The sequence below is a fragment of the Marmoricola sp. RAF53 genome (assembly GCF_052114005.1).
Taxonomy (GTDB): domain Bacteria; phylum Actinomycetota; class Actinomycetes; order Propionibacteriales; family Nocardioidaceae; genus Marmoricola.
The window spans coordinates 56,902-80,798 of the sequence record NZ_JBFRDX010000017.1 but is presented as its reverse complement, the minus strand read 5'-3'; the positions used below and the strand labels follow the sequence as shown (position 1 = coordinate 80,798).

The 23,897-nt window shown below is 73.3% G+C and carries 18 protein-coding genes; 5 read left to right on the top strand and 13 right to left on the bottom strand.

What is annotated here, in order from left to right:
• Together AB4Y76_RS15415 and AB4Y76_RS15410 are read left to right on the top strand one after the other, a co-directional pair.
• Window positions 1-1,018, top strand: a 1,018-nt coding sequence (locus AB4Y76_RS15415) for a hypothetical protein (protein WP_441926807.1), incomplete at its 5' end; no start/stop codon positions are given.
• A gap of 4 nt (window positions 1,019-1,022) precedes the next feature.
• On the top strand, window positions 1,023-3,164 hold the full coding sequence (locus AB4Y76_RS15410) for a DUF4185 domain-containing protein (RefSeq protein ID WP_441926805.1): 2,142 nt from the start codon (window positions 1,023-1,025) through the stop codon (window positions 3,162-3,164).
• Between the two features lie 8 nt (window positions 3,165-3,172).
• Here the strand turns inward: AB4Y76_RS15410 and AB4Y76_RS15405 are convergent, their stop codons facing one another.
• The 6 genes from AB4Y76_RS15405 to AB4Y76_RS15380 are packed head-to-tail and all read right to left on the bottom strand — an operon-like array spanning window position 3,173 to window position 10,919.
• Window positions 3,173-4,009 carry an oxygenase MpaB family protein gene (locus AB4Y76_RS15405; RefSeq protein WP_441926804.1) on the bottom strand — a complete coding sequence of 279 codons (837 nt, stop codon included), beginning with the start codon at window positions 4,007-4,009 and terminating at the stop codon, window positions 3,173-3,175.
• Between the two features lie 7 nt (window positions 4,010-4,016).
• Window positions 4,017-5,624, bottom strand: a complete 1,608-nt coding sequence (locus tag AB4Y76_RS15400; RefSeq protein WP_441926802.1) for a succinic semialdehyde dehydrogenase — start codon at window positions 5,622-5,624, stop codon at window positions 4,017-4,019.
• Between the two features lie 59 nt (window positions 5,625-5,683).
• Window positions 5,684-7,549: an AMP-dependent synthetase/ligase gene (locus AB4Y76_RS15395; RefSeq protein ID WP_441926801.1), complete on the bottom strand. Its 1,866-nt coding sequence runs from the start codon at window positions 7,547-7,549 to the stop codon at window positions 5,684-5,686.
• A 48-nt stretch (window positions 7,550-7,597) separates the two neighbouring features.
• Window positions 7,598-8,788 carry an acyl-CoA dehydrogenase family protein gene (locus tag AB4Y76_RS15390; RefSeq protein ID WP_441926799.1) on the bottom strand — a complete coding sequence of 397 codons (1,191 nt, stop codon included), beginning with the start codon at window positions 8,786-8,788 and terminating at the stop codon, window positions 7,598-7,600.
• Window positions 8,788-9,744 (bottom strand): oxygenase MpaB family protein, encoded by a 957-nt coding sequence (locus AB4Y76_RS15385; protein ID WP_441926797.1) that lies wholly within the window; start codon window positions 9,742-9,744, stop codon window positions 8,788-8,790. Before AB4Y76_RS15385 ends, AB4Y76_RS15390 begins: the two co-directional genes overlap by 1 nt.
• A gap of 35 nt (window positions 9,745-9,779) precedes the next feature.
• Window positions 9,780-10,919: an acyl-CoA dehydrogenase family protein gene (locus AB4Y76_RS15380; RefSeq protein WP_441926795.1), complete on the bottom strand. Its 1,140-nt coding sequence runs from the start codon at window positions 10,917-10,919 to the stop codon at window positions 9,780-9,782.
• 189 nt (window positions 10,920-11,108) lie between these two features.
• On the opposite strand from AB4Y76_RS15380, the gene AB4Y76_RS15375 reads away from it, so the two are divergent.
• Window positions 11,109-11,843 (top strand): MerR family transcriptional regulator, encoded by a 735-nt coding sequence (locus AB4Y76_RS15375; protein WP_441926793.1) that lies wholly within the window; start codon window positions 11,109-11,111, stop codon window positions 11,841-11,843.
• Here AB4Y76_RS15375 and AB4Y76_RS15370 read toward each other — a convergent pair.
• From AB4Y76_RS15370 to AB4Y76_RS15360, 3 genes are read right to left on the bottom strand one after another with little or no spacing between them, the layout of a single operon-like run.
• On the bottom strand, window positions 11,821-12,168 hold the full coding sequence (locus tag AB4Y76_RS15370; RefSeq protein WP_441926792.1) for a PspC domain-containing protein: 348 nt from the start codon (window positions 12,166-12,168) through the stop codon (window positions 11,821-11,823). The genes AB4Y76_RS15375 and AB4Y76_RS15370 overlap by 23 nt on opposite strands.
• On the bottom strand, window positions 12,168-12,506 hold the full coding sequence (locus tag AB4Y76_RS15365; protein WP_441926790.1) for a hypothetical protein: 339 nt from the start codon (window positions 12,504-12,506) through the stop codon (window positions 12,168-12,170). The genes AB4Y76_RS15370 and AB4Y76_RS15365 overlap by 1 nt, the downstream gene beginning before the upstream one ends.
• A complete protein-coding gene (locus tag AB4Y76_RS15360) occupies window positions 12,503-13,834 on the bottom strand; it encodes a PspC domain-containing protein (protein WP_441926788.1) in 1,332 nt (443 codons plus the stop codon). The genes AB4Y76_RS15365 and AB4Y76_RS15360 overlap by 4 nt, the downstream gene beginning before the upstream one ends.
• 132 nt (window positions 13,835-13,966) lie before the next feature.
• Between AB4Y76_RS15360 and AB4Y76_RS15355 the strand changes: the two genes are divergently transcribed.
• Both AB4Y76_RS15355 and AB4Y76_RS15350 read left to right on the top strand, forming a co-directional pair.
• Window positions 13,967-15,286, top strand: a complete 1,320-nt coding sequence (locus AB4Y76_RS15355; RefSeq protein ID WP_441926787.1) for an ATP-binding protein — start codon at window positions 13,967-13,969, stop codon at window positions 15,284-15,286.
• 47 nt (window positions 15,287-15,333) lie between these two features.
• Window positions 15,334-15,975: a LuxR C-terminal-related transcriptional regulator gene (locus AB4Y76_RS15350; RefSeq protein ID WP_441926785.1), complete on the top strand. Its 642-nt coding sequence runs from the start codon at window positions 15,334-15,336 to the stop codon at window positions 15,973-15,975.
• Between the two features lie 8 nt (window positions 15,976-15,983).
• On the opposite strand, the gene AB4Y76_RS15345 is transcribed toward AB4Y76_RS15350, so the two are convergent.
• From AB4Y76_RS15345 to AB4Y76_RS15330, 4 genes are read right to left on the bottom strand one after another with little or no spacing between them, the layout of a single operon-like run.
• On the bottom strand, window positions 15,984-16,925 hold the full coding sequence (locus AB4Y76_RS15345) for a hypothetical protein (protein WP_441926783.1): 942 nt from the start codon (window positions 16,923-16,925) through the stop codon (window positions 15,984-15,986).
• Between the two features lie 54 nt (window positions 16,926-16,979).
• On the bottom strand, window positions 16,980-18,485 hold the full coding sequence (locus tag AB4Y76_RS15340; RefSeq protein WP_441926781.1) for a spermidine synthase: 1,506 nt from the start codon (window positions 18,483-18,485) through the stop codon (window positions 16,980-16,982).
• Window positions 18,486-18,494: 9 nt separating this feature from the next.
• A complete protein-coding gene (locus tag AB4Y76_RS15335; protein ID WP_441926779.1) occupies window positions 18,495-19,274 on the bottom strand; it encodes a DNA-formamidopyrimidine glycosylase family protein in 780 nt (259 codons plus the stop codon).
• On the bottom strand, window positions 19,267-23,856 hold the full coding sequence (locus AB4Y76_RS15330; RefSeq protein ID WP_441926777.1) for an ATP-dependent helicase: 4,590 nt from the start codon (window positions 23,854-23,856) through the stop codon (window positions 19,267-19,269). The genes AB4Y76_RS15335 and AB4Y76_RS15330 overlap by 8 nt, the downstream gene beginning before the upstream one ends.
• Between the last annotated feature and the right edge of the window lie 41 nt (window positions 23,857-23,897).

Below are 23,897 nucleotides of genomic sequence, written 5' to 3'. Positions count from 1 at the left end.
CGCCGACGACGCGCTCGCCTCCGGGGCGAAGGCGCTCGCCGACGCCGAGCGCGAGGTCGCCCGCGGCGCGAAGGCGCTCGACGGTGCCAGCGGCCGGCTGAGCAGCAGCGCGGCGAAGGTCGCCACCGGTGCCGCCGGCGTCGCCGCCGGGGCGGCGTCGCTGGACGCGGCGTCCGGGACGCTGGCGACCGGGACCGAGGAGACGGCGACGGCCAGCGAGTCGCTGGCCTCCGGCAGCGCGACGCTGAGCAGCAGCGCGGGCTCGGTCGACAGCGGCGCCCGGCAGCTGAGCAGCGGCCTGGCCCAGGGCGCCGCGGAGACGCCGACCTACACCGATGCCCAGCAGACCGCGCTGGCCGACACGGTCAGCCAGCCGGTCGACCTGACCCACGCGCTCCAGCACGACGACCACGGCAACTCGTGGCTGCTGGCGGCGATCGTCGCGGTCACCCTGTGGGTGGCGGCGCTGGCCGGGGCGGCGATCGCGGACGCGTCCGCCGCCCGACGCAACGCGCTGGCGCCGGTCGCCTCGCGTCGGATCGCCTTCCTGCAGGTCCTTCCGGTGCTGGGGATCGCGCTGGTCCAGGCGGCCGCGGTCGGGCTCGGGGTCTGGGTCGCCGGGGTGAGTGTCGCGTCGGTGCTGCCGTTCGCGCTGCTCACCGTGCTGGCCGCGGTCTGCTTCACGCTGATCGCGTTCGCGATGCGGCTCGGCCTCGGCAACGGCTGGGTCGCCGCTTTCCTGCTGTTCCTGCTGCTCCAGGTCGCGGCGCTGGCGAACGTGGCCCCGCTGGAGACGGCCCCGTCGGTGCTGCGGACGCTGAACGGGCTGATGCCGCTGACGGCGTACGTGAACGCGGCCAGCCAGCTCGCCTCGGGCGGCCGGGTCGGTTCGCCGGCGGCGGTGGCCTTCCTGCTCGTCGTCTGGGCGCTGGTCGCCTTCGCGCTCAGCGTGCGGTCGGTACGCCGGCGGAGGGTGCGGCGGGTCGGGGCACCGGTCCTGGCGGGGATGCCTGCGTGAACCCGTGACCCGGAGGTCCTGGGCGTTCCTGACGCTTCTCGTGGTCGTCGTCGGCGGCCTGCTCGTCTGGCAGCGAGGCCAGTCCGACGCCCAGCCGCACCGGCTCCCGGTCGCGGTCCAGGGGCCGCCGGTGGTCGCGCAGGCGGTCGCGGACCGGCTCGACGCGCTTCCCGGAGACCCGGTCGACGCCTCCGTGCTCGACCCGGACGCGGACCCTCGCGCGGCCGTCCGCGACGGGGACGTGGTCGCCACCCTGGTGGTCGACCCCGAGCAGGTGCAGGACGTCCTGCTCGTCGCCGGTGTCAACGACCCGCGGACGACCCGGCTGGCCGAGCGGATCGCCGAACGTGTCGGCACGCCGATGGGGCGGACCTTCACCACCGACGTGGTCGAGCCCGGGGAGCACCCGGACGTGGGCCGTCGGACGGTCGCCCTGGCCAGCGGGCTCTGGGTGGTCGGCGGGTTCGGGATCGCGGTCGCCTGGTCGCTGGTGCGCCGCCGCCGCGACCCGGCGGCCGTCCCGGACGGCCGCCTCCTCCTCGTCGTCGCCGGCACCTGCGCCGGAGCGAGCCTGCTGCTGGCGGGCGTCGTCGCGGCCACCCAGGGCGGGGCGTTCCTGACCTGGTGGCTTCTCGGCACGTTCGTCGGCGTCACCGCCGCGGCCGGGACTCTCGCGCTCGAGGTGCTGCTCGGCTGGGCCGGCGTCGCCGTCGCCGGAGCGCTGCTGGTGCTTCTCGCGACGCCGCTGCTCGGCGGGCGGGACTACCGGCTGCTGCCCGGCTTCTGGGCCGAGGTGGTCCCCTGGACGGTGCACGGGGCCGCGCGCGACCTGGCCGCGCGGCTCACCTGGTACGCCGGCGACGTCGTCGCGCTGCGCTCGACCTGGGTGCTGCTCGGGATCCTGCTGGTCTCGCTGGTCGTCGTGCTCGTGGCCGCGCAGGTACGCCGGCCGACCGGGGCTGATCCGTCCGAGCCGCCGCAGGCGCACTGGCGGCTGCGGGTGCTCGCGGCTGCCGTCCCGGTGGCGCTGGCGCTGGTCGCGATGACCGTGCTCGCGCCGCGCCCGGCCGGGGTGGTGAGCGCGACGCCGGTGCCGGGCGCCGCCGAGACCACCTGCGTCGGGACCCCGCAGATCAGCACGCTGGCCGACCTCAACAAGTTCGTCGGCACGGTCCGCGGCGGCCCGGCGTTCCAGGGCGCCGACGTCGGTGCCGACGTCGGGCTCCAGGACGGTCGCCGGCTCTGGGTCTTCGGGGACACGCTGCGCTCGCCGGATTTCGACGGGCAGCGGTTCGTCCGCAACTCGATGCTGGTCCTGGGGGAGGGCTGCGTCCGGTCGGTGGTCCCCGCGGACAAGGGAGCGGTCGTCCCGGACCGGAAGGACGGCGTCGGCTACTGGCCGATGTCGGTCGCCCGCACCGCGCGCGACGGGTACGACCTCGTCGGCATGGTGACCCAGCGGGTGCGGGGGACCGACGCCCCCGACGGCGCCTACGCGTTCGAGACGCTGGGCTCGTCGTTGGCGCTGTTCGTCGTGCCCGTCGGCAAGACCCCGCAGCTCGTCGCGCAGCAGGACCTCGGGCCCGACGACCCGGACTCCGCCCGCCCGGAGTGGGGCGCCGCGGCCGCGGTCGACGGCGACCAGGTCTACCTCTACGGGACCGCGCGGCCGGACCAGAAGGGTGTCTTCGGCTTCTCGCTCCGGGTGGCGCGCACGAAGATCGACGACTTCCTGCACCCGGAGAAGTGGCAGTACTGGGACGGCAAGCACTGGCAGGGCTCGGCCGCGAAGGCGGCCGAGCTGATCGCGGCCGATCACGGGGTCTCGCAGACCCTGAGCGTCTTCGAGCGCGACGGCCGCTGGTACGCCGTCAGCAAGCGCGACGAGGTCTTCGGCAGCGACCTGGTCGTGTGGACCGCGCCGTCACCCCGGGGCCCGTGGGACGGGGGCACCAAGGTCGGCACCGTGGCGACCGACCTCAGCTCCGGCCAGCTGCGCTACATGCCGCTGGCCCACCCCGACCTCGGCCACCCCGGCCCGGGGAAGGTCCTGGTCTCCTACAGCCGCAACAACACCGACGTCGGCAAGGTCGAGGCCGACCCGTTCCTCTACCGCCCCGAGTTCCTGGAGATCCGGCTGCCGTGAACGACGGGTCAGACGAGCTGCCAGCCGCGGCGGATCCGGAGACGGACCTCGGCGAGCTGGAGGTGGATCGGCAGCACGCGGGCCCAGCGGGGGGTGAGCCGGGTGATCGTGCGCAACGCCCTCACGGCACGCTCGAAGCGGCGCTGGTCGCGGGCCGTCCACGGCAGCCGCATCGCGGTGCGGACCTCCGGCGGCAGCATCCCGACGGTGAAGAACCGGTTCACCGGCGCGTTCCCGAACCGCATCCAGCGCGGCACCATCTCCAGGTCCACGACCTTGAGCAGGTGGGCGCGGACCGGCTCGTCGTACGACACCTCCGCGAGCCCGGCCCGCCAGTACTCCTCGAACGCGGCCCGGTCCGCCGGCCAGGCGTCCCGCGGGACCTGGAGCGAGGTGCCCAGCCGGTGGCAGTAGTCGTACAGCCCGTCGGCGGTCGCCTCGTCCATCGGGCCGAGGAAGAGCGTGCGCGCGTCCCGGAAGCCGACGTACAGGCAGGCGGCCACCCAGAGCTGGAGTGCCGGGTCGAAGGCGTTGTACTCGACCGGGCTGTCCGGCCGTGACCGCACCTGGGCGTGTGCCCGGTTCACCGCCTTGCGGTAGGCGTCGACGTCCGCGGGGGAGCCGAACAGCGCGACCACGAGGTAGCTCAGCGTCGTGCGCAGGCGCTTCCACGGGTGCAGCAGCACGTTGCCGGAGTCGACCCGGCTCTCCAGGACGCCGTAGCCGACGCCGGGGTGGCCGAGCTGCATGACCACGTTCGCGGCGGCGCCGAGCATGCCGGCGGTACCGGCCATCTGGTCGCCGATGTCGAACGGTTTCGAGGCTCGCTCGGCTCGCACCTCCACCGACGACCTACCTGACCCGCAGCTTGCGGAGCAGCTTGAGCTGTCCGTTGGTCATCGCGACGAACTTCTCCACCGCCATCGATGCCGGCGGGCCGAGCGCCATCCCGCGCTGCTCGGCGACGGTCTGCGCCTCGGTGTACTTGCGGATGCCCTCGGCGCCGTGACGGCGACCCAGGCCGCTGTCGCCCATGCCGCCCATCGGGGCCTCGATCGAGCCGGCCGCGGCGGCCGCGCCGTCGTTGATGTTCACCGAGCCCGAGCGGATCGCCGCGGCCATCAGCCGGGCCCGGTGGGTGTCCTTGGTCCAGATGCTCGCCGAGAGTCCGTAGCTGCCGCGGTTGGCGAGCTCGATCGCCTCGGCGTCGGTGCTGAACGGGTAGAGCGAGATCACCGGGCCGAAGGTCTCCTCCGCGCAGACGGTCATCGACGCGTCGACGCCCTCCAGGACGGTCGGCTCGTAGACCAGCGGACCGAGGTCGGGGCGGGCACGGCCGCCGGTGAGCACGGTGGCGCCGTGCGCCCGGGCGTTCTCGACGTGGTCGACCACGGTGGCCAGCTGCGCCTCGGAGGCCAGCGAGCCGATGTCGACGGTGTAGTCGTAGGTCTGGCCGAGGCGGAGGCCCTCGGTCGCCTTGACCAGGGCCGCCTTGAAGGCGTCGTACACGTCGGCGTGGACGAGCACCCGCTCGGTGTGGATGCACATCTGGCCGGTGTTCGCGAAGGACGACGCGACGCAGCCCTCGGCCGCCTTGGTCAGGTCGGCGTCCGGCCGCACGATCAGCGGGTTCTTGCCGCCGAGCTCGAGGGAGGCGCCGATCAGCCGGCGGCCGGCCTGCTCGCCGACGGTCCGGCCGGTGGCGGTCGAGCCGGTGAAGCCGATGTAGTCGACCTGGTCGATCAGCGCGGTGCCGATCACGCTGCCGCGCCCGACCACGATCTGCCACAGGTCGGTCGGCAGTCCGGCCCGGCCCATCAGCTCGCGCGCGAAGAGCAGTGTCAGCGCGGTCTGCGAGTCGGCCTTCGACACCACGCCGTTGCCGGCCAGCAGCGCCGGGATCGCGTCCCCGACGCCGAGGTAGAAGGGGTAGTTCCACGGCGAGATGATCCCGACGACGCCCTTCGGCACCCGGGTCTCGGCGACCTTGGTGAGCCCGGGGATCGCCCCGCGCACCGACTTCGGCGCCAGGTACTTCTCGCCCACCCGGGCGTAGTGCCGGGCGATGTTCGCGACCTGGAGGATCTCCTGCCAGGCGCTGAACCGCGCCTTGCCCATCTCCCACTGGATCAGGTCGATCAGCTGGTCCTGCTCGGCGAGGAACAGGTCGTGGAACGCCAGCACCACCGCGGCGCGGTCCCGGAACGAGCGCCGGTTCCAGGCGGCTGCCCCGAGCCGGGCGACCTCGACGGCCGCCGCGACGTCCGCGGCGCTGCTCGTCGGCACCGGCGCGATCGGCGCGAGGTCGTACGGCGCGGTCGCGACGATCGACTCGTCCCCGTCCGGGGAGCGGAAGACCCGGTCGGTGAGCCGGGCGACGACCTCGTCGGTGACCCAGGCGGGCCGGGCCGAGGGGTAGGTCGGCAGGTGGGTGACGTTCGAGCTGGCGGTGCTGGTCATCGGTTCTCCTGGGAGGGGATGTCGAGACGGGGTGTCGAGACGGGCCGTGCCGGCCCTCCTCAACCAGCGGTGGTGGCGTAGAGCGCGGCGATCTCGTCGGCGTAGTTGGTGTGCACGACCCGGCGCTTCAGCTTGAGCGTCGGGGTGAGCTCGGCGGACTCGGCGGTCCACTCGACGGGGAGCAGCTTCCACTTCTTGACCTGCTCCGGGCGCGACAGCCGCTCGTTGGTCTTCTCCACGGCCTGGCCGACGATGCCGAGGATGGCGGGGTTCATCGAGAGTGCAGTCAGCGTGGCGTCAGACCCCTCGATGCCGAGCTTGCCGGCGATGATCGGCGCCACGTCCGGGTCGAGGGTGAGGATGGCGACGACGTACGGCTTGCCCTCGCCGTACGCGAGCGCGTGCCCGACCAGCGGGCTCTCCTTGAGCATGTTCTCGATGTTGGACGGGGCGATGTTCTTGCCGGCGGAGGTGATGATCAGCTCCTTCTTGCGGTCCACCACCTTGACGAAGCCGTCCTCGTCGATCTCGCCGATGTCGCCGGTGTGCACCCAGCCGTCGGCGTCGACCAGGGCGGCCGTCGCCTCCGGGTTCTTGTGGTAGCCGGAGGTGGTCACCGGGCCCCGCGCCAGGATCTCGCCGTCCTCGGCGAGGGTGACCTCGATGCCGGGCTGGGCGCGGCCGACGGTGCCGAGCCGGAACGCGCCGGGGCCGCAGGCGGTGACCGCGCCGCAGGTCTCGGTCATGCCGTAGATGTCGTAGATCGAGAAGCCCAGGCCGGCGAAGAACTTCGCCGTCTCCAGCGGCATCGGCGCCGAGGCGCTGCCGGCCCAGGCGACGCGCTCCAGTCCGAGCATCGACTTCATCGGGGTGAGCACCGCCGCGTCCACCGCGTCGAACCGGGCCTGCAGCTCGGGGCTGGTGGTGCTGCCGTACTGCAGCGACTCGACGTACTCCAGGCCGACGGCCATCGCGTCCGCGACCGCCTGCTTCTTGGCCTCGTCGGTCTCCATCGCGAGCAGGCCGGAGATGCCCGTCTGGATCTTCTCCCAGACCCGCGGGACGCCGAAGAAGCGGGTCGGCCGGACCTCGCCGAGCGCGCCGACCAGCTGCGCCGGGTCGGCGATCAGGTGCAGGTGCGCGCCCATCACCTGGGGCAGGTAGATACCGAGCACGCGTTCGGCGATGTGCGCGTACGGCAGGTAGGAGACCGTCACCAGCTCCTCGTCCGCGCTGGCGCCGACGGTCCTGTCGGTGCTGCCGACCTCGAAGAGGACGTTGTGGTGCGTGATCACCACGCCCTTGGGGCTCCCGGTGGTGCCGGAGGTGTAGAGGATCGTCGCCGGGTCGTCGAGGTCGACGGCCTGCCAGCGCCGGTCGATCTCGGGCTGGAGGTCGGCGCGCAGCGACTGGCCGCGCTTGACCAGGTCGTCCCAGGGGACCGCGGGTACTGGGCTTTCGGTGGCGTCGATCAGCACCAGCACCCGGGGCGGGCTGGCCGCGAGCGCCTCGGACCAGCGGGCGACGTGGTCGGCGTTCTCCAGGACCACGACCGCGGGCGCCGCGTGGTCGGAGACGTAGGCCACCTGGCTGGGGGAGAGGGTGTTGTAGATCGACATGCCGATGGCGCCGGCGTGCATCGCGCCGATGTCGGCGAGGACGTGCTCGATCCGGTTGGTCGCCATGATCGCGACCCGGTCGCCCGGCTCCACGCCGAGGTCGATCAGCGCAGCGGCCACGTCGAGCGCCTGGCTGCGCAGCTCGCTCCAGCTCAGGGTCCGCCAGCCGGGGCCCTCGATGCCGACCTTGTCGGAGTACGCCGGCGCGTCACCCAGCCGGGCGACGGTGTCGGCGAAGGCGTGCGCGATGTTGCGGCCGGCGATGGCGGCGTCGATCTCGGCGCGCTCGGCGAGTACGTCGGTCATGGCGGTCTCCTCGGATGGGTCGGGCGGGCAGTGGCGGTGGGTGCCGGCTCAGTAGCTCTTCGGCAGGCCGAGCATCGAGGTGCCGATGTGGGCGAGCACGAGCTGCTCCGACACCGGGATGTTCTTGGCGATCCGGGCGTCGCGGAACATCCGCTCGATCGGGTACTCCTTCGAGTACGCCATCCCGCCGAGGGTCTGGAAGGCCTGGTCGGCGGCCTCCCAGCCGACCTGGGCGGCGGCGAGCTTGGCCACGTTGGCCTCGTTGCCGCACATCCGGCCCTGGTCGAAGAGCCAGGCCGCCTTGTAGGTCATCAGCCGGGCCATCTCGGTCTTCGCCTTGATCTGCGCGAGCGGGAACTGGATCGCCTGGTTGGCGCCGATCGGGCGGCCGAAGACGACCCGCTCGCGGGCGTACTGCGCGGCCACGTCGAGCGCGGCGTCAGCCGAGCCGACGCCGCCCGCGGCGGCCAGGATCCGCTCGGGGTTGAGCACGTCCCAGAGCACGCCGAAGCCCTGGTCGACCTCGCCGAGCACGTTCTCGGCGGGCACCCGGACGTCGTCGAAGAAGACCTGGCTGGAGTGCAGGATGTTGCTGCCCATCTTCGGGATCGGCGTGTAGGAGAGCGTGCCGGCGGCGAGCGCCTCCTTGACGTCGACGAGGAAGAGGGTGAAGCCGGACGTGCGCGTCCCCCCTTGTTCCAGCGCGTCGGCGGCGGGGATGGTGCGGGTGACCGCGACCATCCAGTCGGCGCGCTCGACGTTGGAGATCCAGACCTTCTGGCCCTTGATCAAGAAGTCCTCACCGTCGCGCCGGGCGGCCGTCGTGATCTCGATGGCGTTGCTGCCGGCGTCCGGCTCGGTGAGCGCGAAGCAGAACTGGATGCTGCCGTCGGCGATGCCGGGCAGGATCCGCTGCTTCTGCTCCTCGCTGCCGTGCCGGACCAGCGTCATCGCGCCGAAGCCCGGGGTGGTGACGTAGAGGAAGGTGCCGGCCGTGCCGCCGGAGGCGCAGAGGGTGTCGTTGGCGACCGCGAGCTCGAGCAGGCCCTGCCCGCCGCCGCCGTACTCCTCGGGGATGCAGAGGCCGAGCCAGCCGCCGTCGCCGAGGTCCTTGAAGACCTCGTCGGGGAAGCGGTGCTCCTCCTCGCAGCGCGACCAGTACGCGTTGTCGTACTTCGCCGCGACGGCGGCGACGCCCTCACGGACGGCGAGGGCGGACTCGGGCAGGTCGAAATCCATCAGGCACCTTCACTTGTTCGGTACTGCAGGGCGGTCGTGCCGGCGGCCTCCGCCGGTGCGTGGGCGTGCACCTCGGTGCTGTGCGTGAGCGGGCCGAGGTCGGCGATCTTGTAGCCGAACGGGTAGGTCCGCGAGGCGTCGTGGGCGTACCCGTCGTCGGCCCGGCGCGGCGGCAGGTGCCGCATCAGCCGGCCGCGCAGGCGCAGCAGCCCGTCCATCGCGGCGGTCAGCCAGCGCGGCTGCCGCGGGAGGCCGAGCGCCACCCGGAGCGGCTCGTCGAGCATCGCGATCAGCGCCCGGCGGGCGAACGGCCGCGCGAACGGCGGGTACCAGTCGGTGACGATCTTCATGCTCGCCTCGGCGACCCGGGTGTTCGCCGGGGCGTAGGCGAAGTGCTCGGCCTCGTAGTCGTCGAGCAGGCGCTCGTACTCCTCGTACGTCGACGGCAGGTCCTTGATGCCGGCGAGCTCGCCGAACCGGGTGGTGAACCGGGTCATCGCGGCGATCTCGTGGGGGTGCAGCGGACGGTAGCCGTAGGCGTCGATGAACCGCTTCGGCCCGACCAGCGTGGTCGCGAGCACGTAGCGGAACTCGTGGTTCGGGATCCCGTAGCTGCTGTGGATCTGGTTCATCCGGCGGACCGCGGCGTGCGCCCGCGCGGAGTCGATGCCGTCGACCGCGGCCTCGAAGCCGATCAGGCTGGTGTCGTCGTACCGCTTCTGGCCGTCGTCACGGAACCGGCCGGTGCGGTCGAGGAGGTCGCTGATGGTCGGGACGCCGTAGTCCCGCATGAAGGCGATCGACGTGCCTTGGACGTACTCGAACGGGAATTCGTGGTACGCCACCAGGCCGAGGATCTCGTCGCACTCGGCCGGGACGGCCGGGTCGAGCCGCTCGATGCGCCGCAGGTTGTCGTAGCGCCTGCCGCGCCGGGTGAGTACGTCGATCGCCTTCACGCCTGCGTTCCTCCTTCTGGGCTCTCCTCAGGTGGTCAGATGCCCAGCGAGCGGCCGATGATCTCCTTCTGGATCTCGGTCGTGCCGCCGTAGATCGTCGAGATCCTGCTGTCCAGGTAGGCCTTCGCGATCGGGTACTCCAGCATGTAGCCGTAGCCGCCGTGCAGCTGGACGCCCTGGTTGACGAGCTTGTTCTGGGTCTCGGTCGCCCACCACTTGGCCATCGAGGCGTCGGTGGTGTCGAGCTTGCCGTCGAGGTGCTTCTTGAGGCAGTCGTCGACGAAGGTCTGGGTCACCCGGGCCTCGGTGGCCATCTCGGCGATCAGGAACCGGTTGTGCTGGAACTTGCCGATCGGCTTGCCGAACGCCTCGCGGGTCTTGGCGTAGTCGATGCACAGGTCGACCACGTGCTGGCAGGCGGCGGCCGCCTGGGCGGCGATGATCAGCCGCTCCTGGGGCAGGTTCTGCATCAGGTAGATGAAGCCCTGGCCCTCCTCGCCCAGCAGGTTCTCCTTGGGCACGACGACGTCGCTGAAGGAGAGCTCGGCGGTGTCCTGCGCGTGCAGGCCGATCTTCTCCAGGTTGCGGCCGCGCTCGAAGCCGGCCATGCCCTCCTCGACCACGAGCAGGCTGAAGCCGAGGTGGCCGGCGGCGGCGTCGGTGCGCGCGACCACGATCACGAGGTCGGCGTGGATGCCGTTGGAGATGAAGGTCTTGGAGCCGTTGAGGACGTAGTGGTCGCCCTTGTCGACGGCGGTGGTCCGGATGCCCTGCAGGTCGCTGCCCGCACCCGGCTCGGTCATCGCGATGGCGGTGATGGTCTCGCCGCTGACGCAGCCCGGCAGCCAGCGCGCCTTCTGCTCGTCGTTCGCGATCGCGGACAGGTAGGGGACGATGATGTCGCTGTGCACGGAGAAGCCGAGACCGTTGGCACCCGCCCGGGTCTGCTCCTCGGAGACGATCACGTTGTAGCGGAAGTCGTCGACGCCCGGACCGCCGAACTCCTCGGCGACGTCGAAGCAGAGCAGGCCGAGGTCGCCGGCCTTCTTCCAGATCTCGCGGGGGACGATGCCGTCCTTCTCCCACTGGTCGTGGAACGGGACGACCTCTTTGTCCATGAAGGTCCGGACGGTCTGCCGGAAGTCCTCGTGCTCGGCGGTGAAGATGTCGCGCATGGCTGCTGGCGGTCCTTTGGCTGTCGGGGAGTGAGGCGTCGACCTTCGGCAAGGAAGGTGACAGGGCAACTGTTACAGCAATACTGTCAGCATGCAAGGGATCTCGCGCGACCTCCCGGAAACGTGCCAGTTCTACTGTTACAGTCCGACCGACCGAGCCATCAGGCGCGCGTGCGAGGAGGTGATGCCGTGAGTGCCCAGCACGACGACCTGGTCAGCGAGACCGAGGCCCTCTACACCGTCGACGAGCTCGCCGCCGCCACCGGCATGACCGTCCGGACCACGCGCTACTACGCCGGCCTCGGGCTGCTCCCGCCGCCCACCCGGCGCGGCCGGATGGCCTACTACTCCGTCCAGCACCGCGCCCGGCTCGACCTGATCCGCGCGCTCCAGGACCACGGGTTCACCCTCGCCGCGATCGAGAAGTACCTGGCCAAGGTGCCCGCCGACGCGACCGTCGAGGACCTCGCCGTCCAGCGGGCGATGCTGACCTCCTGGAAGACCGGCGGTCACGAGGTCCTCACCCGCCGCCAGCTCGAGACCCGGGCAGGCCGCAAGCTCGACGACGAGGCGATCCTCCGGCTCGCCTCGATGATGTCGATCAACGAGGTCGACGACGGCCGGTACGAGGTGCTGCCGGCGTTCGAGGTGGGCGTGAAGTGCCTGGACCTGCCGATCCCGCTGGACTCGATGGTCGCCGCCGGCGAGGCCATCAACCGGCACATGGACGAGCTCGCCGACGAGCTCACCGCGGTGCTCAAGGACCGGGTGCTCACGCCGTACCTGGAGAGCCCGAAGACCGAGGACGACAAGGCCCGCTTCGAGCAGACCATGAGCAGCCTGCGCCAGCTGACCCTCGAGGCCGTGGTCGGCGGCTTCCAGCGTGCCGCCAACCAGGTGATCAGCCGTTCGTTGAACCGGTGACCGGTCCCTGGGGCGGCCCCTGGGGCGGGACCGGCGTCGGGTACGGCGTCGGGTACGGCGCCGGGGAAGCCTTCGGCACGATCGCCCAGGCGACCACGTAGCCGACCGCGACGGCCGGGAAGCCGATGAAGAGGGCGACCACGGCCAGCACCCGGACCAGGGTCGGGTCCACGTTGAGGTACCGGGCCAGGCCGCCGCAGACGCCGGCGATCATCTGGTCGTCAGGGGTCCGGGTCAGGCGCTTCGCCGGCGGGGCCTGGTAGTAGCCGGGCTGCGGCTGCGGCTGCGGCTGGGGCTGCGGCTGGGGGTTCTGCTGCTCGGTCATCACTTCTCCTGGTGCGTGCTCGGGAGGCCCGGGTCGTCGAGGACGACGGTGGGCTCGGGGTCGTGCTCGTGCTCGGTCTCGGTCAGCTCGACCTGCTGGTCGAGGACCGGCTGGCTGCGCCGGCGGGCGTTGACCACGGTCGCGACCAGTCCGACGACGCCGGCGACGATGAGCACCGCCGGGAAGCCGATCGCGCTGCGCGGCAGGTCCGCGCCGGTGGCCTCGCCGATCGCCCACACCGCGGCGATGCCGGTGAAGACGACCCCGAAGATCAGGTGCGGGATGCTGACGGTGCGGGGGCTCGGGCTCGGCTGCCCGGGGGTCTGCTGGATGCTCATCGCTGCTCCACGGTGATCTGCCCGACCGTGGCGTCCAGCTGCAGGTCGAGGGGCGGGTTGGTGGTGGCCGGGGTCCCGACCAGGTGGCGCTCGACCGAGTCCTGGATGCCGCCGCCGTCGTACCCGGGGACCCGGATGCCGCCGGCGAAGTCGAGCGCCGCGTCGATGTCGACGTTGAGGCTGCGCGGGACGTAGACGATGATCTCGCCGGCCTTCAGCGAGACGTCGATCTCGCGTCCGGCGAGTGCCTGCGGGTCGGTGACCTGGCTCAGGTCGAGCTCGATGCGGCCGTTGTGCACGGTGTACGCCGACTGCACCTGGGCGGCCGAGGTCGGGGCGACCTCGATCGATCGGCCGTCGAAGTTGAACCCGCCGACCACGGTCGCGACGGCGAGCCCGAAGGTCGAGGCGAAGCCGAGCAGGATCAGCCCACCCGGACGGCCCCAGAAGGCGCCGACCAGGAGCATCACGCCGGTGATCGCCAGCGCCAGCGCCGGGTAGGCCGCCGGGACGACGTCGGTGGACCCGGCATCGACGACACCGAGGGTGCCCAGCCCGATCGCGATCAGCGCGAGCGTCGGCCAGAACCAGATCACGCCGGAGCGCTTGGGCCGCGGCGGGAAGGCCGGGGGACGCGGCGGCTGCGGGGGCTGCCAGGCCGGGGGTGCCGGCGGGGCCGGCGGGGCCGGGGGCGGCCCGTCCTGCAGCACCGCGGTGTCGGTCGTGCTGCCCGCGGCGGGCGGCGCGTTGTGGACCGGGGCGTAGGGCTGCGACTGGGCCTGCGGGTAGGTCTGGGGGTAGGCCTGGGCATACGCCTCCCGGTGCGCCGCCCACGCGGCGGCCTGGGCGGCGCGGGACTCGGCCCGGCCCTGCCTGCGGTCGCGGGTGATCAGCACGACGGCGATCACGATCGCGATCACGGTGATCGGCCAGCCGGCGTTGAAGCCGCTGAACGCGTCGCCCATCGCGAGCAGGAACGCGACGCCGGCCGCGGCGATCAGCAGCACCTTGCGGGGCTCGCCGCCGACGTTGATCGCGGCCCGGTCGGAGCCGTCCTCCGGGACGAACAGCCAGCAGACGCCGTAGATGAGGACGCCGGCTCCGCCGAAGAAGGTGAGCACCGCGAGCAGCACCCGGATGATGGTCGGGTCGATGCCGAAGTGCCGGCCGATGCCGCCGGCGACGCCGGCGATGTAGCGGTCGTCGGTGCTGCGGCGAAGCCGCTCCAGGTCCTGGTGCGGCGGCTGCGGGCCGGCGGCCGGCGGACCGGCGGGGGAGCCCGGGTAGGGGCCCTGGTGAGGGCCCTGGCCGGAGTAGGTCTCGTTCATGTCCACCATCGTGGTCCGTGCGCGGCCTCCCCACCATCGGGGACGCCCCTGATCCTGCGGCGCCGAACCCTCAGGGCAGGCCCGGGGGCCGATCCCGATGTCCGGCGCCTGCCCGGATGCCACGATGGGGCCATGACCAGCACTCCGTCCGGCGCGAGCCCCGTGGGCGCCGGCCCAGGAGTCGGCCCGGGAGTCGGTACGACGACCGGTCCGCCGAAGGCCTACCGCAACGTCGACGACGCCTACCTCGGCGGTGTCGCCGCCGGCCTCGCCGAGCACCTGCGGATCCCGGTGACCTGGGTCCGGATCGCGTTCGTGGTCCTCACCGTCTTCGGCGGCTTCGGCATCGTGTTCTACGCCGGCCTGTGGATGGTGCTGCCCGCCCGGCGGCACTTCGACGACAGCGCCCCCGGGATCGCCGCCGCCGACCGGCAGGGCAAGCGCACCGGGAGGACCCTGCGGCTGGTCGACTACGGCCCGTTGATCGCGCTCGCCGCCATCGGGCTCGGCCTGGCGGTGCTCTTCACCATGGTCACCGGCCGCGGCACGTTCCTCTGGCCGGTCCTGCTCGGCCTCGGCGGCGTCGCGGTGCTCTGGCGCCAGGCCGACCAGGCCCAGGTCGAGCGCTGGGTCGACTCGACCGGGCGGATCAGCGTCCTGCGGGCCGTGGTCGGCGGCGGCGGGGCTGCGTCGTACGTGCGGCTGGTGGTCGGGATCGTCATGGTCATCGGCGCGATCGTGCTGTTCTCCGTCGGCGGGTCCGGCTGGGGCGCGGCCCGGGACGTCGGCATCGCCGCGACCCTCGGGATCCTCGGGATCGGCTTCATCGTCGGCCCGTGGCTCTTCCGGCTGTCCGCTGACCTGAGCGAGGAGCGCGCCGAGCGGGTGCGCTCCCAGGAGCGCGCCGACGTGGCCGCGCACCTGCACGACTCGGTGCTGCAGACGCTCGCCCTGATCCAGAAGTCCGCGCACGACCCGACCACGGTCGCGCGGCTCGCCCGGGCCCAGGAGCGCGACCTGCGCGCCTGGCTCTTCGACTCCTCCGGCGGCGACCCGACCACGCTGGACGCGGCGCTGCGCGGGATCGCCGGCGAGGTCGACGAGGCGTACGGCGTCCCGGTCGAGGTGGTCTGCGTCGGCGACGTCACCGTGACCGAGGCGCTCCGCCCGATCGTGCTGGCCACCCGGGAGGCGGCCGTGAACGCGGCCCGGCACTCCGGCGCCGCGAAGGTCGACGTGTACGCCGAGGCCACCGCCGGCGGGGTCGACGTCTTCGTCCGCGACCGCGGCGTCGGGTTCGACCCCGAGAGCGTCGCCGAGGACCGGCACGGTCTGCGTGACAGCATCGTGGAGCGGATGCGGCGGCACGGCGGGGACGCGACCGTGAAGACCACCCCCGGCTCGGGGACCGAGATCCGGTTGCACCAGCCCGCCGAAGACCCGCAGCGATGAACGCTGATGACCAGGCCCCTGATGAACCGGCCCTTGAGGAGGAACCGATGACCCGGCACACCGTGGTGATCGTCGACGACCACGCGATGTTCCGCGCCGGCGTGCGCGCCGAGCTCGGCGACGCCGTCGAGGTGCTGGCCGAGGCGGCCGACGTCGACCAGGCCGTCGCGGCCGTGCTCGCGGGGCAGCCCGAGGTGGTCCTGCTCGACGTGCACCTCCCCGGCGGGGGCGGCGGCGAGGTGATCCGTCGTACGGCGGGGAAGGCGGCGCAGACCCGCTTCCTGGCCCTCAGCGTCTCCGACGCCGCCGAGGACGTGATCGGCACGATCCGCGCCGGTGCCCGCGGTTATGTCACCAAGACGATCACCGGGACCGAGCTCGTCGACGCGATCGACCGGGTCGCCGCCGGGGACGCGGTCTTCTCACCGCGCCTGGCCGGCTTCGTCCTGGACGCCTTCGCCGGCACCATCGAGGTGGCCGCCGTCGACGAGGACCTCGACCGCCTCACCGAGCGCGAGCGCGAGGTGATGCGCCTGATCGCCCGCGGGTACTCTTACAAGGAGGTCGCCGGCGAGCTCTTCATCTCCATCAAGACCGTCGAGACCCACATGGGATCGGTCCTCCGCAAGCTCCAGCTCAGCTCGCGCCACGAGCTCACCCGCTGGGCCAGCGAGCGCCGGCTGCTGTAGCTCGCGATTCAGCGGAAGTCGGGGAGCAGCGTGGCCCAGGCGGGACGCCAGCGCGGGGAACGCTGCTGCATCTCCCAGGTGAGGGCGCGCAGGGTGGGGCCCTTGCCGGCGTACCAGGCCGGGAGTCCGTCGAAGGCCCGGTCCAGCCGGATCCGGCCGTCGGAGTAGCTGACCCGGGCGAGCAGCCACGCCCCGGACTCCTCGTCCGCCTCGGCGCGGTGCAGCTCGCGCAGCACGTTGTGGAGACTCGCCGCCATCGCCTCGGGGAGGGTCTCAGCCCCGTCCGGGGCGGCCAGCCGGCCCTCGTCGACCTGCACCGTGCGGACGAAGTCGCCGACCGGCTCGGTGACCCGGGCCCACCGGGCCAGCAGGGTGGGTCGGACCGGCAGGCCCCGGTCGCGCTCGGGGGTCTCCCGCATCTGCGCGTGGATCTGCTGGCGCAGCCGCTTCCGGATCGAGCCCTGGGCGGCCACGTGCGCGACGCCGTGGGCCTGCTGGAGCAGCGTCGAGCAGCCCTCGCCGGCGCGGGCCTGGGCGACCAGGCGCGGGTCGGCACGGAGCAGCGGGCCGAGCAGCTCGACCACCCCGTCGAACATCCCGGTGGTGCTGGTGTCCCAGCCGTCGCGGGAGTACCAGGCGAGGAAGCCCGGCTTCACGTTGCGGATCGAGCTCCACACCGCGTTCGAGCTCGCCCAGTCCGGGGCGCCGGCCAGGACGTCGAGGTGTGCGCTGATCGCGTCCCGGGTCGAGGAGCCGGCCCGCCCCCAGATCACGGCGCGCCCGCCGCCGATCCGCTGCATCGAGGCCCACGAGTCGCCGTAGTCGTAGCTGAGCACGTGCTCGTCGGGGTCGAGCTCGCACGCCGAGCCCTCGGGCAAACGGCCCGAGTCGGCGAGCACTGCCCAGGACCACCAGAGGTCGTCGGCAGAAGCGAGATCGTCCGCTTCCATGTGCCCATTGTGCTGACCCGCGGCAACCGCGTCACGACCTGTCGTGCCGTGTCGCTACTCGGCGACCTCGGCCAGCGAGGTGTCGACCAGCCACTCCACCGGCGCGACGTCGTCGGTGTAGACCCGGCCGCCGCGCAGCGCGGGGCCGATCCGGGCGGCCGTCGCCGCCGCCGTCTCCGCGAGGTCGGGTTCCAGCCGCGGCGCGACCGCGCCGAGGCGCCCGGCCGGATCGGTGGCGGTGGCGCCGACCAGCATCGTGTTGGTGTCCTCGGCGGGGTCGCGCCAGACCGCGTCGGCGCCGAACTCGGCCCGCATCGTCGCGGCCAGGACCTTCTCCAGCGCGTCCGAGCCCTCGGGGTGGCCGACGTTGATGACGACCAGCCCGCCCGGCTCGAGGTGGTCGCGCACCAGCGCGAAGAACTCCCGGGTCGCCAGGTAGAAGGGGATGTACGGCTGCCGGTACGCGTCGACCATGATCACGTCGTACTTCCGCGTCGACGCCTCCAGCCACGGGCGGGCGTCGGCGGTGTGGGTGTGCAGGTTCGGACCGGTCATGCCGAACAGCCGGCGGCCGACGTCGGTGAGCTCGCTGTCGATCTCGACGGCGTCGACCCGGGTGCCGGGGAAGTAGTGGCCGAGCGCGCGGGCGGTGGTGCCGGCGGCGTTGCCGAGGATCGCGACCGAGCGCGGCGGCGCGTGCCCGCCGGCCAGGGCGAGCACGAGCATCTCGTCCCAGTAGTTTCCGGTGAGGTACTCGCCCGCGCGGTAGACCGAGTGCACCGCGTGGCCCTCGTTGAGCTCCAGCGTGCGCTCGCCGTCGGGCTCCTCGACGACGCGGGCGTACTGGTACTCGGTCTCGCGCTCCCAGACCACCGTCGCGTCGCCGCCGGCGCCCTTGAGGGTGCCGGTCGGCAGGGCGACCAGGCCGAGGATCGCAGCCGGTACGACGGCCGCGGTCCAGCGGCGCGTGTCCAGGTTCGCCACCGCGGCGAGCGCCATCGCGGCGGCGAAGAGCAGGAACGTGCGCCGGGTCCCGACCACGGGGATCAGCAGCAGGGCGGCCAGGAACGTGCCGAAGAGCGAGCCGACCGTCGAGATCGCGTACAGCCGGCCGGTGGTGCGGCCGGCGTCCTCGACCGAGTCGACGCTGAGCCGGACGGCGTACGGCGACACCATGCCGAGCAGCACCAGCGGGACCGCGATCAGCACCCCTACGCCGAGCAACGAGCCGAGGAAGGTCGCGGCGCTGAGCTGGTCCACCGCCTTGACGGCCTGGCGCAGGAACGGGCCGCTCACGAACGGCACCACCGCGAGCAGGGCGGAGGCGACCAGCACGATCCGGGCCAGCCCGACCGGGCGCGGGTCCCGGTCCGCGAACCGGCCGCCGAGCGCGTAGCCGATCGAGAGCGCGACGAGGACGATCGCGATCGTGTTCGCCCAGACGATCGTGCTCGCGCCGAACCACGGTGCGAGCAGGCGCGCGGCGGCGATCTCCGAGCCGAGGGTGCCGGCGCCGACGGTGAAGACGAGCAGCTTCAGGGCGCGCGGTCGCGTCGTCATGACCGGAACCTATCGGGCCGGCGGTTGGCAGGACGGGCACCACCACACGGTCCGCTCCTCTCCGTGCGGTCCCATCTCGTCGACCCGGATCGTGGTGCCGCAGCGCAGGCAGCCGCCCTGCCGGCGGTAGACCCAGAGCCGGCGGCCGGGACGCCGGTCGCCGGTGGTGATCCGGCTGTGCCGGTCGCGGTGCGTCTCCAGCAGCCGGTGCGCGATCACGACCACCTTGGGCAGGTCGGGCACGTCGGCGACGGGGGTGTGCGGGTCCACCCCGGCGAGGAAGCAGGTCTCGGCGCGGTAGACGTTGCCGATGCCGGCGAGGTTGCGCTGCTCGAGAAGCGCCACCCCGATGGGCACGTGCTCCTGGCGGCGCAGCCGCTTGAGGGCCTCGAGGGCGTCCCAGTCCGGGCCGAGGAGGTCCGGGCCCAGGTGCCCGACCAGGCTGGACTCGGCCATCGTCGCGACGAGGTCGACGAGCACCGCGTAGCCGATCGCCTCGGTCTCCGCGGTCCGGAGCACGACCCGGGCCTCGTGGGCGGGACGACGCCACGGCCGCCCGAGCGCCTGGACGTCCCAGCGTCCCTCCATCCGGAGGTGGGTGTGCAGGGTCATCCCGTCCGAGAGCCGGGTGAGCAGGTGCTTGCCGCGGCTCACCGTCTCCAGCACGGTGCGGCCGGACAGGTCGACGGTGGCGAGGCTGGGGATGCGGAAGTCGGACTTGGTGAGCACCTGGCCGTCGAGCACGTCCAGACGCCGCGCGGTCTGCCAGACGGTGTCGCCCTCAGGCACGGATCCGGAGCCCCCTGCTCGTCGCGATGAAGCCGGCCGCTTCCAGTGCTGACCGGATCTGCTCCGAATCCTGCCCCAGGACCGAGGCGCCGTCGGCCTTCTCCACGGTGAGCCTGCCGAGCGCGCCCTGCCGGACGGCGTCGCCGAGGCCGGCGATCGCGGTCGCGGTCACCTCGGGATCCTCGCCGAAGGTGAGCAGGGTGCGGCCGCCGCGCTCGACGTACAGGGCGAGCTCGCCCTCGACGAGGACGACGAGTGCGCCGGCCTTGCGGCCGGGCCGGTGGCCACCCTCCAGCGCCGGCCAGGGCAGCGCGGCGCCGTACGGGTTGGCCGGGTCGGTCGCCGCCAGCGTCACCGACTCGAGCTTCGCCGGGGGCGAGGTCCGCTGGAAGGAGCGCAGCCGGTCGACCGCGCCCGCGGTGCCGAACTGGGCCGCGCCCAGGCCGTCGACGAAGTAGCCGCGTCGGCAGCGCCCGGTCTCCTCGAACCTCGCCAGCACCCGGTACGCCGCCGCGAACCCGCCCGGCGTCCGCTCGCTGATCACCGCGCCCCGGGTGACCACGCCGTGCCGGTCGAGCAGTCCCTCGGCGGCCGCGTGCGCGCGCCGGGTCGCGTCGGTCTCGACCTCGGGCAGCGCGAACCAGCGCCCGGCCATGTCAGGGGGTCCGCTGCGGGTCGGCATGGCCGGCCGGCCCCGACCGGTGGCGACCCGCGCCCGCGGGGGCGTGCGCCGGGTGCGGTGGCTGCCTCCGGTGCCGGTCAAACCGCGCAGCGGCGCGAGAGTGTCGTTGCCGAGCCGGCCCGACCAGACCAGGTCCCAGACCAGCGCTGCGAGCGCGCGGTCGTCGGTCGAGGAGGTGAGGTCGGAGAGCTGGCGGAAGAAGTAGGCGCCGCCGCCGGCGAACGTGTCCAGCAGGACCTGTTGCTCCGCGCCGAGCTCGACGTCGCTGACCGGCAGGGTCAGCGGTGCCGCGTCGGCCAGGTGCAGCGAGACCCAGCCGTCGGAGCCGGTGATCGCACCGTGGCCGGCCCAGAGCACCTCGCCGGCGGCGGTGAGCTCGTCGAGGTAGGCGGGCTGGTAGTCGACGACCCGGCTCGGCAGCACGAGCGCCTCCAGCGCCGAGGCCGGTACGGCGCACCCCGCCAGCTGCTCGACCACCGCGAGCACGCCGTCGACACCGCGGAGCCCGCGGCCGGACCCGCTGGAGCGGACCTGCTGCCAGGCGGGCAGGAACCGGCCCAGCACGGCCGGATCGACCGGTTCGACCTCGTGCCGCAGCCGGGCCAGCGACCGGCGCCGGAGCTTGCGCAGCACCTCGGCGTCGCACCACTCGGTGCCGGCGCCGGCGGGCCGGAACTCGCCGTCGAGCACCCGGCCCTGCGCGGCGAGCCGGGTCAGGGTGAGCTGGACGACCGCGACCCCGAGGCCCAACCGGGTGGCGACCTCGGCGGCCGTGAACGGGCCGTGGGTCCGGGCGTACCGGGCGACCAGGTCGCCGAGCGGATCCGCGACGACCTCGGTGAACGCCTCCGGCGTGCCGGGCGGGACCGGGACGCCCAGGCCGTCGCGGAGCCGGGCGACGTCCTCGACGACCGCCCAGCGCTCCTCGCCGGCGATCCGCACCTCGACGACGCGGCGGGCGCGGGCGAGCAGGTCGAGCGGGTCCTCGACGGGGACCTGGCTGCGGGCGGCCAGCTCGGCGGTGCTGAGCGGACCGACGAGCCGGAGCACGTCGACCAGGCCCTCCGGGTCGCGGGCGCGACGGTCCTCGGCGAGCCGCTGCAGCTCGGCCTCGACCTCGGCGAGCACCTCGGCGTCGAGCAGCTCGCGCAGCTCCGCCCGGCCGAGGAGCTCGGCGAGCAGGCCCTGGTCCAGGGTGAGCGCGGCGGCCCGGCGCTCGGCGATCGGGGAGTCGCCCTCGTACATGAAGGCGGCCACGTAGCCGAACAGGAGCGACTGCGCGAACGGGGAGGCGCGCTGGGTGGTGACGTCGACCAGCCGGACCCGGCGCTCGGCGATGCCGCGGTGCAGCGCGACCAGCGCCGGGACGTCGTACACGTCCTGCAGCACCTCGCGGACGGTCTCGAGCACGATCGGGAAGGACGGGTAGCGGGCCGCGACCTCGAGCAGCTGGGCCGAGCGCTGCCGCTGCTGCCACAGGGGCGAGCGACGGCCCGGGTCGCGGCGGGGGAGCAGCAGCGCGCGGGCCGCGCACTCCCGGAACCGGGAGGCGAACAGTGCTGAGCCGCCGATCTCGGTGGTGACCAGCTGCTCCAGCTCGTCCGGCTCGAAGGCGATCAGCTCGGCGCCGGGCGGGTCCTGGTCGGTCTCGGGGATCCGCAGCACGATGCCGTCGTCGGCGGCCATCGCCTGGGCGTCGACGCCGTACCGCTCGCGCAGCCGGGCGTTGATCGCCAGCGCCCACGGCGCGTGCACCGGGGTGCCGAAGGGCGAGTGCACCACCAGGCGCCAGTCGCCGAGCTCGTCGCGGAACCGCTCGACGACGAGCTGGCGGTCGTGCGGCACGGCGTTGGTGGCCTCGCGCTGCTCGGCGAGCAGGTTCACCAGGTTGTCGGCGGCCCAGGCGTCCAGCCCGGCGGCCGTCGCGCGGGCGGTCGCCTCTTCGGGCGGCAGCGCGGACAGCTCCCGGGTGAACGCGCCGACCGCCGCCCCGAGCTCGGCCGGGCGGCCCAGGGTGTCGCCGGTCCAGAACGGCAACCTGCCCGGCTGCCCGGGCGCGGGGGAGACGAGCACCCGGTCGTGGGTGATGTCCTCGATCCGCCAGGTCGTGGTGCCGAGGGTGAACAGGTCGCCGACCCGGGACTCGTAGACCATCTCCTCGTCGAGCTCGCCGACCCGGCCGCGCCCGGTCCGCCCGTCGGCCCCGACCAGGTAGACGGCGAACATGCCGCGGTCGGGGATCGTGCCGCCGCTGGTGACGGCCAGCCGCTGCGCGCCCGGACGGGCCGTGAGCGTGCCGGCGACCCGGTCCCAGACGATCCGCGGGCGCAGCTCGGCGAACTCGTCGGAGGGGTAGCGGCCGGCGAGCAGGTCCAGCGTCGCGTCGTACGCCGACCGCGGGAGCTGCGCGAACGAGGCCGTGCGCCGGAAGAGCTCGAAGAGCGCATCGGTGTCCCACGGCTCCATCGCGGTCGCCGCGACCACCTGCTGGGCGAGCACGTCGAGCGGGTTGGCAGGGATCCGGAGCGCCTCGATGCCGCCGGTGCGCATCCGCTCGACGGCGACGGCGGTGGGGACCAGGTCGCCGCGGTGCTTGGGGAAGAGCACCCCGCGAGAGGTCTCGCCGACCTGGTGGCCGGCCCGGCCGACCCGCTGGAGCGCGCTCGCCACCGAGGGTGGCGACTCGATCTGGACGACCAGGTCGACCGCGCCCATGTCGATGCCGAGCTCGAGGCTGCTGGTCGCGACCACGCAGGGCAGCCGGCCGCGCTTGAGGTCGTCCTCGATGACGGCGCGCTGCTCCTTGGAGACCGAGCCGTGGTGGGCGCGGGCGAGGACGCCGGGGGCGCCGTTGGAGACCCCGGACTGCGCGATCATGTCGGCCGGGAACCGCTCCGGGTTTCGAGACGGTTGCCGCGCAACCTCCTCGACCACCGGGTGAGGGGCCACCCGCTCCGCGTGGATCTCGTTGAATCTCGCGGTGAGGCGCTCGGCGAGGCGGCGGGAGTTGGCGAAGACGATGGTGGAGGTGTGCTGCTCGACGAGGTCGACGACGCGCTCCTCGACGTGCGGCCAGATCGAGCCGGAGCGGGGGCCCTCGTCGTCGTCGAGGACGGTCATGTCCTCGACCGGGACCACGACCTTCAGGTCCCAGCGCTTCTCGGAGACCGGGGCGACGACGTCGACCGGGGCGGTGCCGCCGAGGAAGCGGGCGACCTCCTCGACCGGGCGGACGGTCGCGGAGAGACCGATCCGCTGGGCCGGCCGCTCCAGGAGCGCGTCGAGCCGCTCCAGCGACACGGCGAGGTGGGCGCCGCGCTTGCTCCCGGCGACGGCGTGCACCTCGTCGAGGATGACCGTGTCCACGCCCCGCAGCGACTCCCGCGCCTGCGAGGTCAGCATCAGGAAGAGCGACTCGGGGGTGGTGATCAGGATGTCCGGCGGGCTGGTCTGGAGCCGCCGCCGGTCCGCCGGCGAGGTGTCGCCGGACCGGACCCCGACGGTGATCTCCGGGATCTCCACGCCCAGTCGGTCGGCGGTGTGCCGGATCCCGGCGAGCGGGGCGCGCAGGTTGCGCTCGACGTCCACGGCGAGCGCCTTGAGCGGGGAGACGTACAGGACCCGGCAGCGGTGATTCTTCTCGGCCGGGCGCGGCGTGCTGGCGAGCCGGTCGAGCGAGGCGAGGAACGCGGCCAGGGTCTTGCCGGAGCCGGTGGGCGCCACCACGAGGGCGTGCCGGCCGGCCGCGATCGCGCTCCAGGCCCCCGTCTGGGCCGGCGTGGGCGCGGCGAAGGCGGCCTCGAACCAGACCCGGGTGGCCTCGCTGAACTGCTCCACCGGGACATCTTCGCCTACGGCACCGACACTGCTCGGGTGCGTGCCCGACCACACCGCGTGCATTCGCCTGCCAGGGGGCCCGGGACCCCGTAGTCTCACCGCTG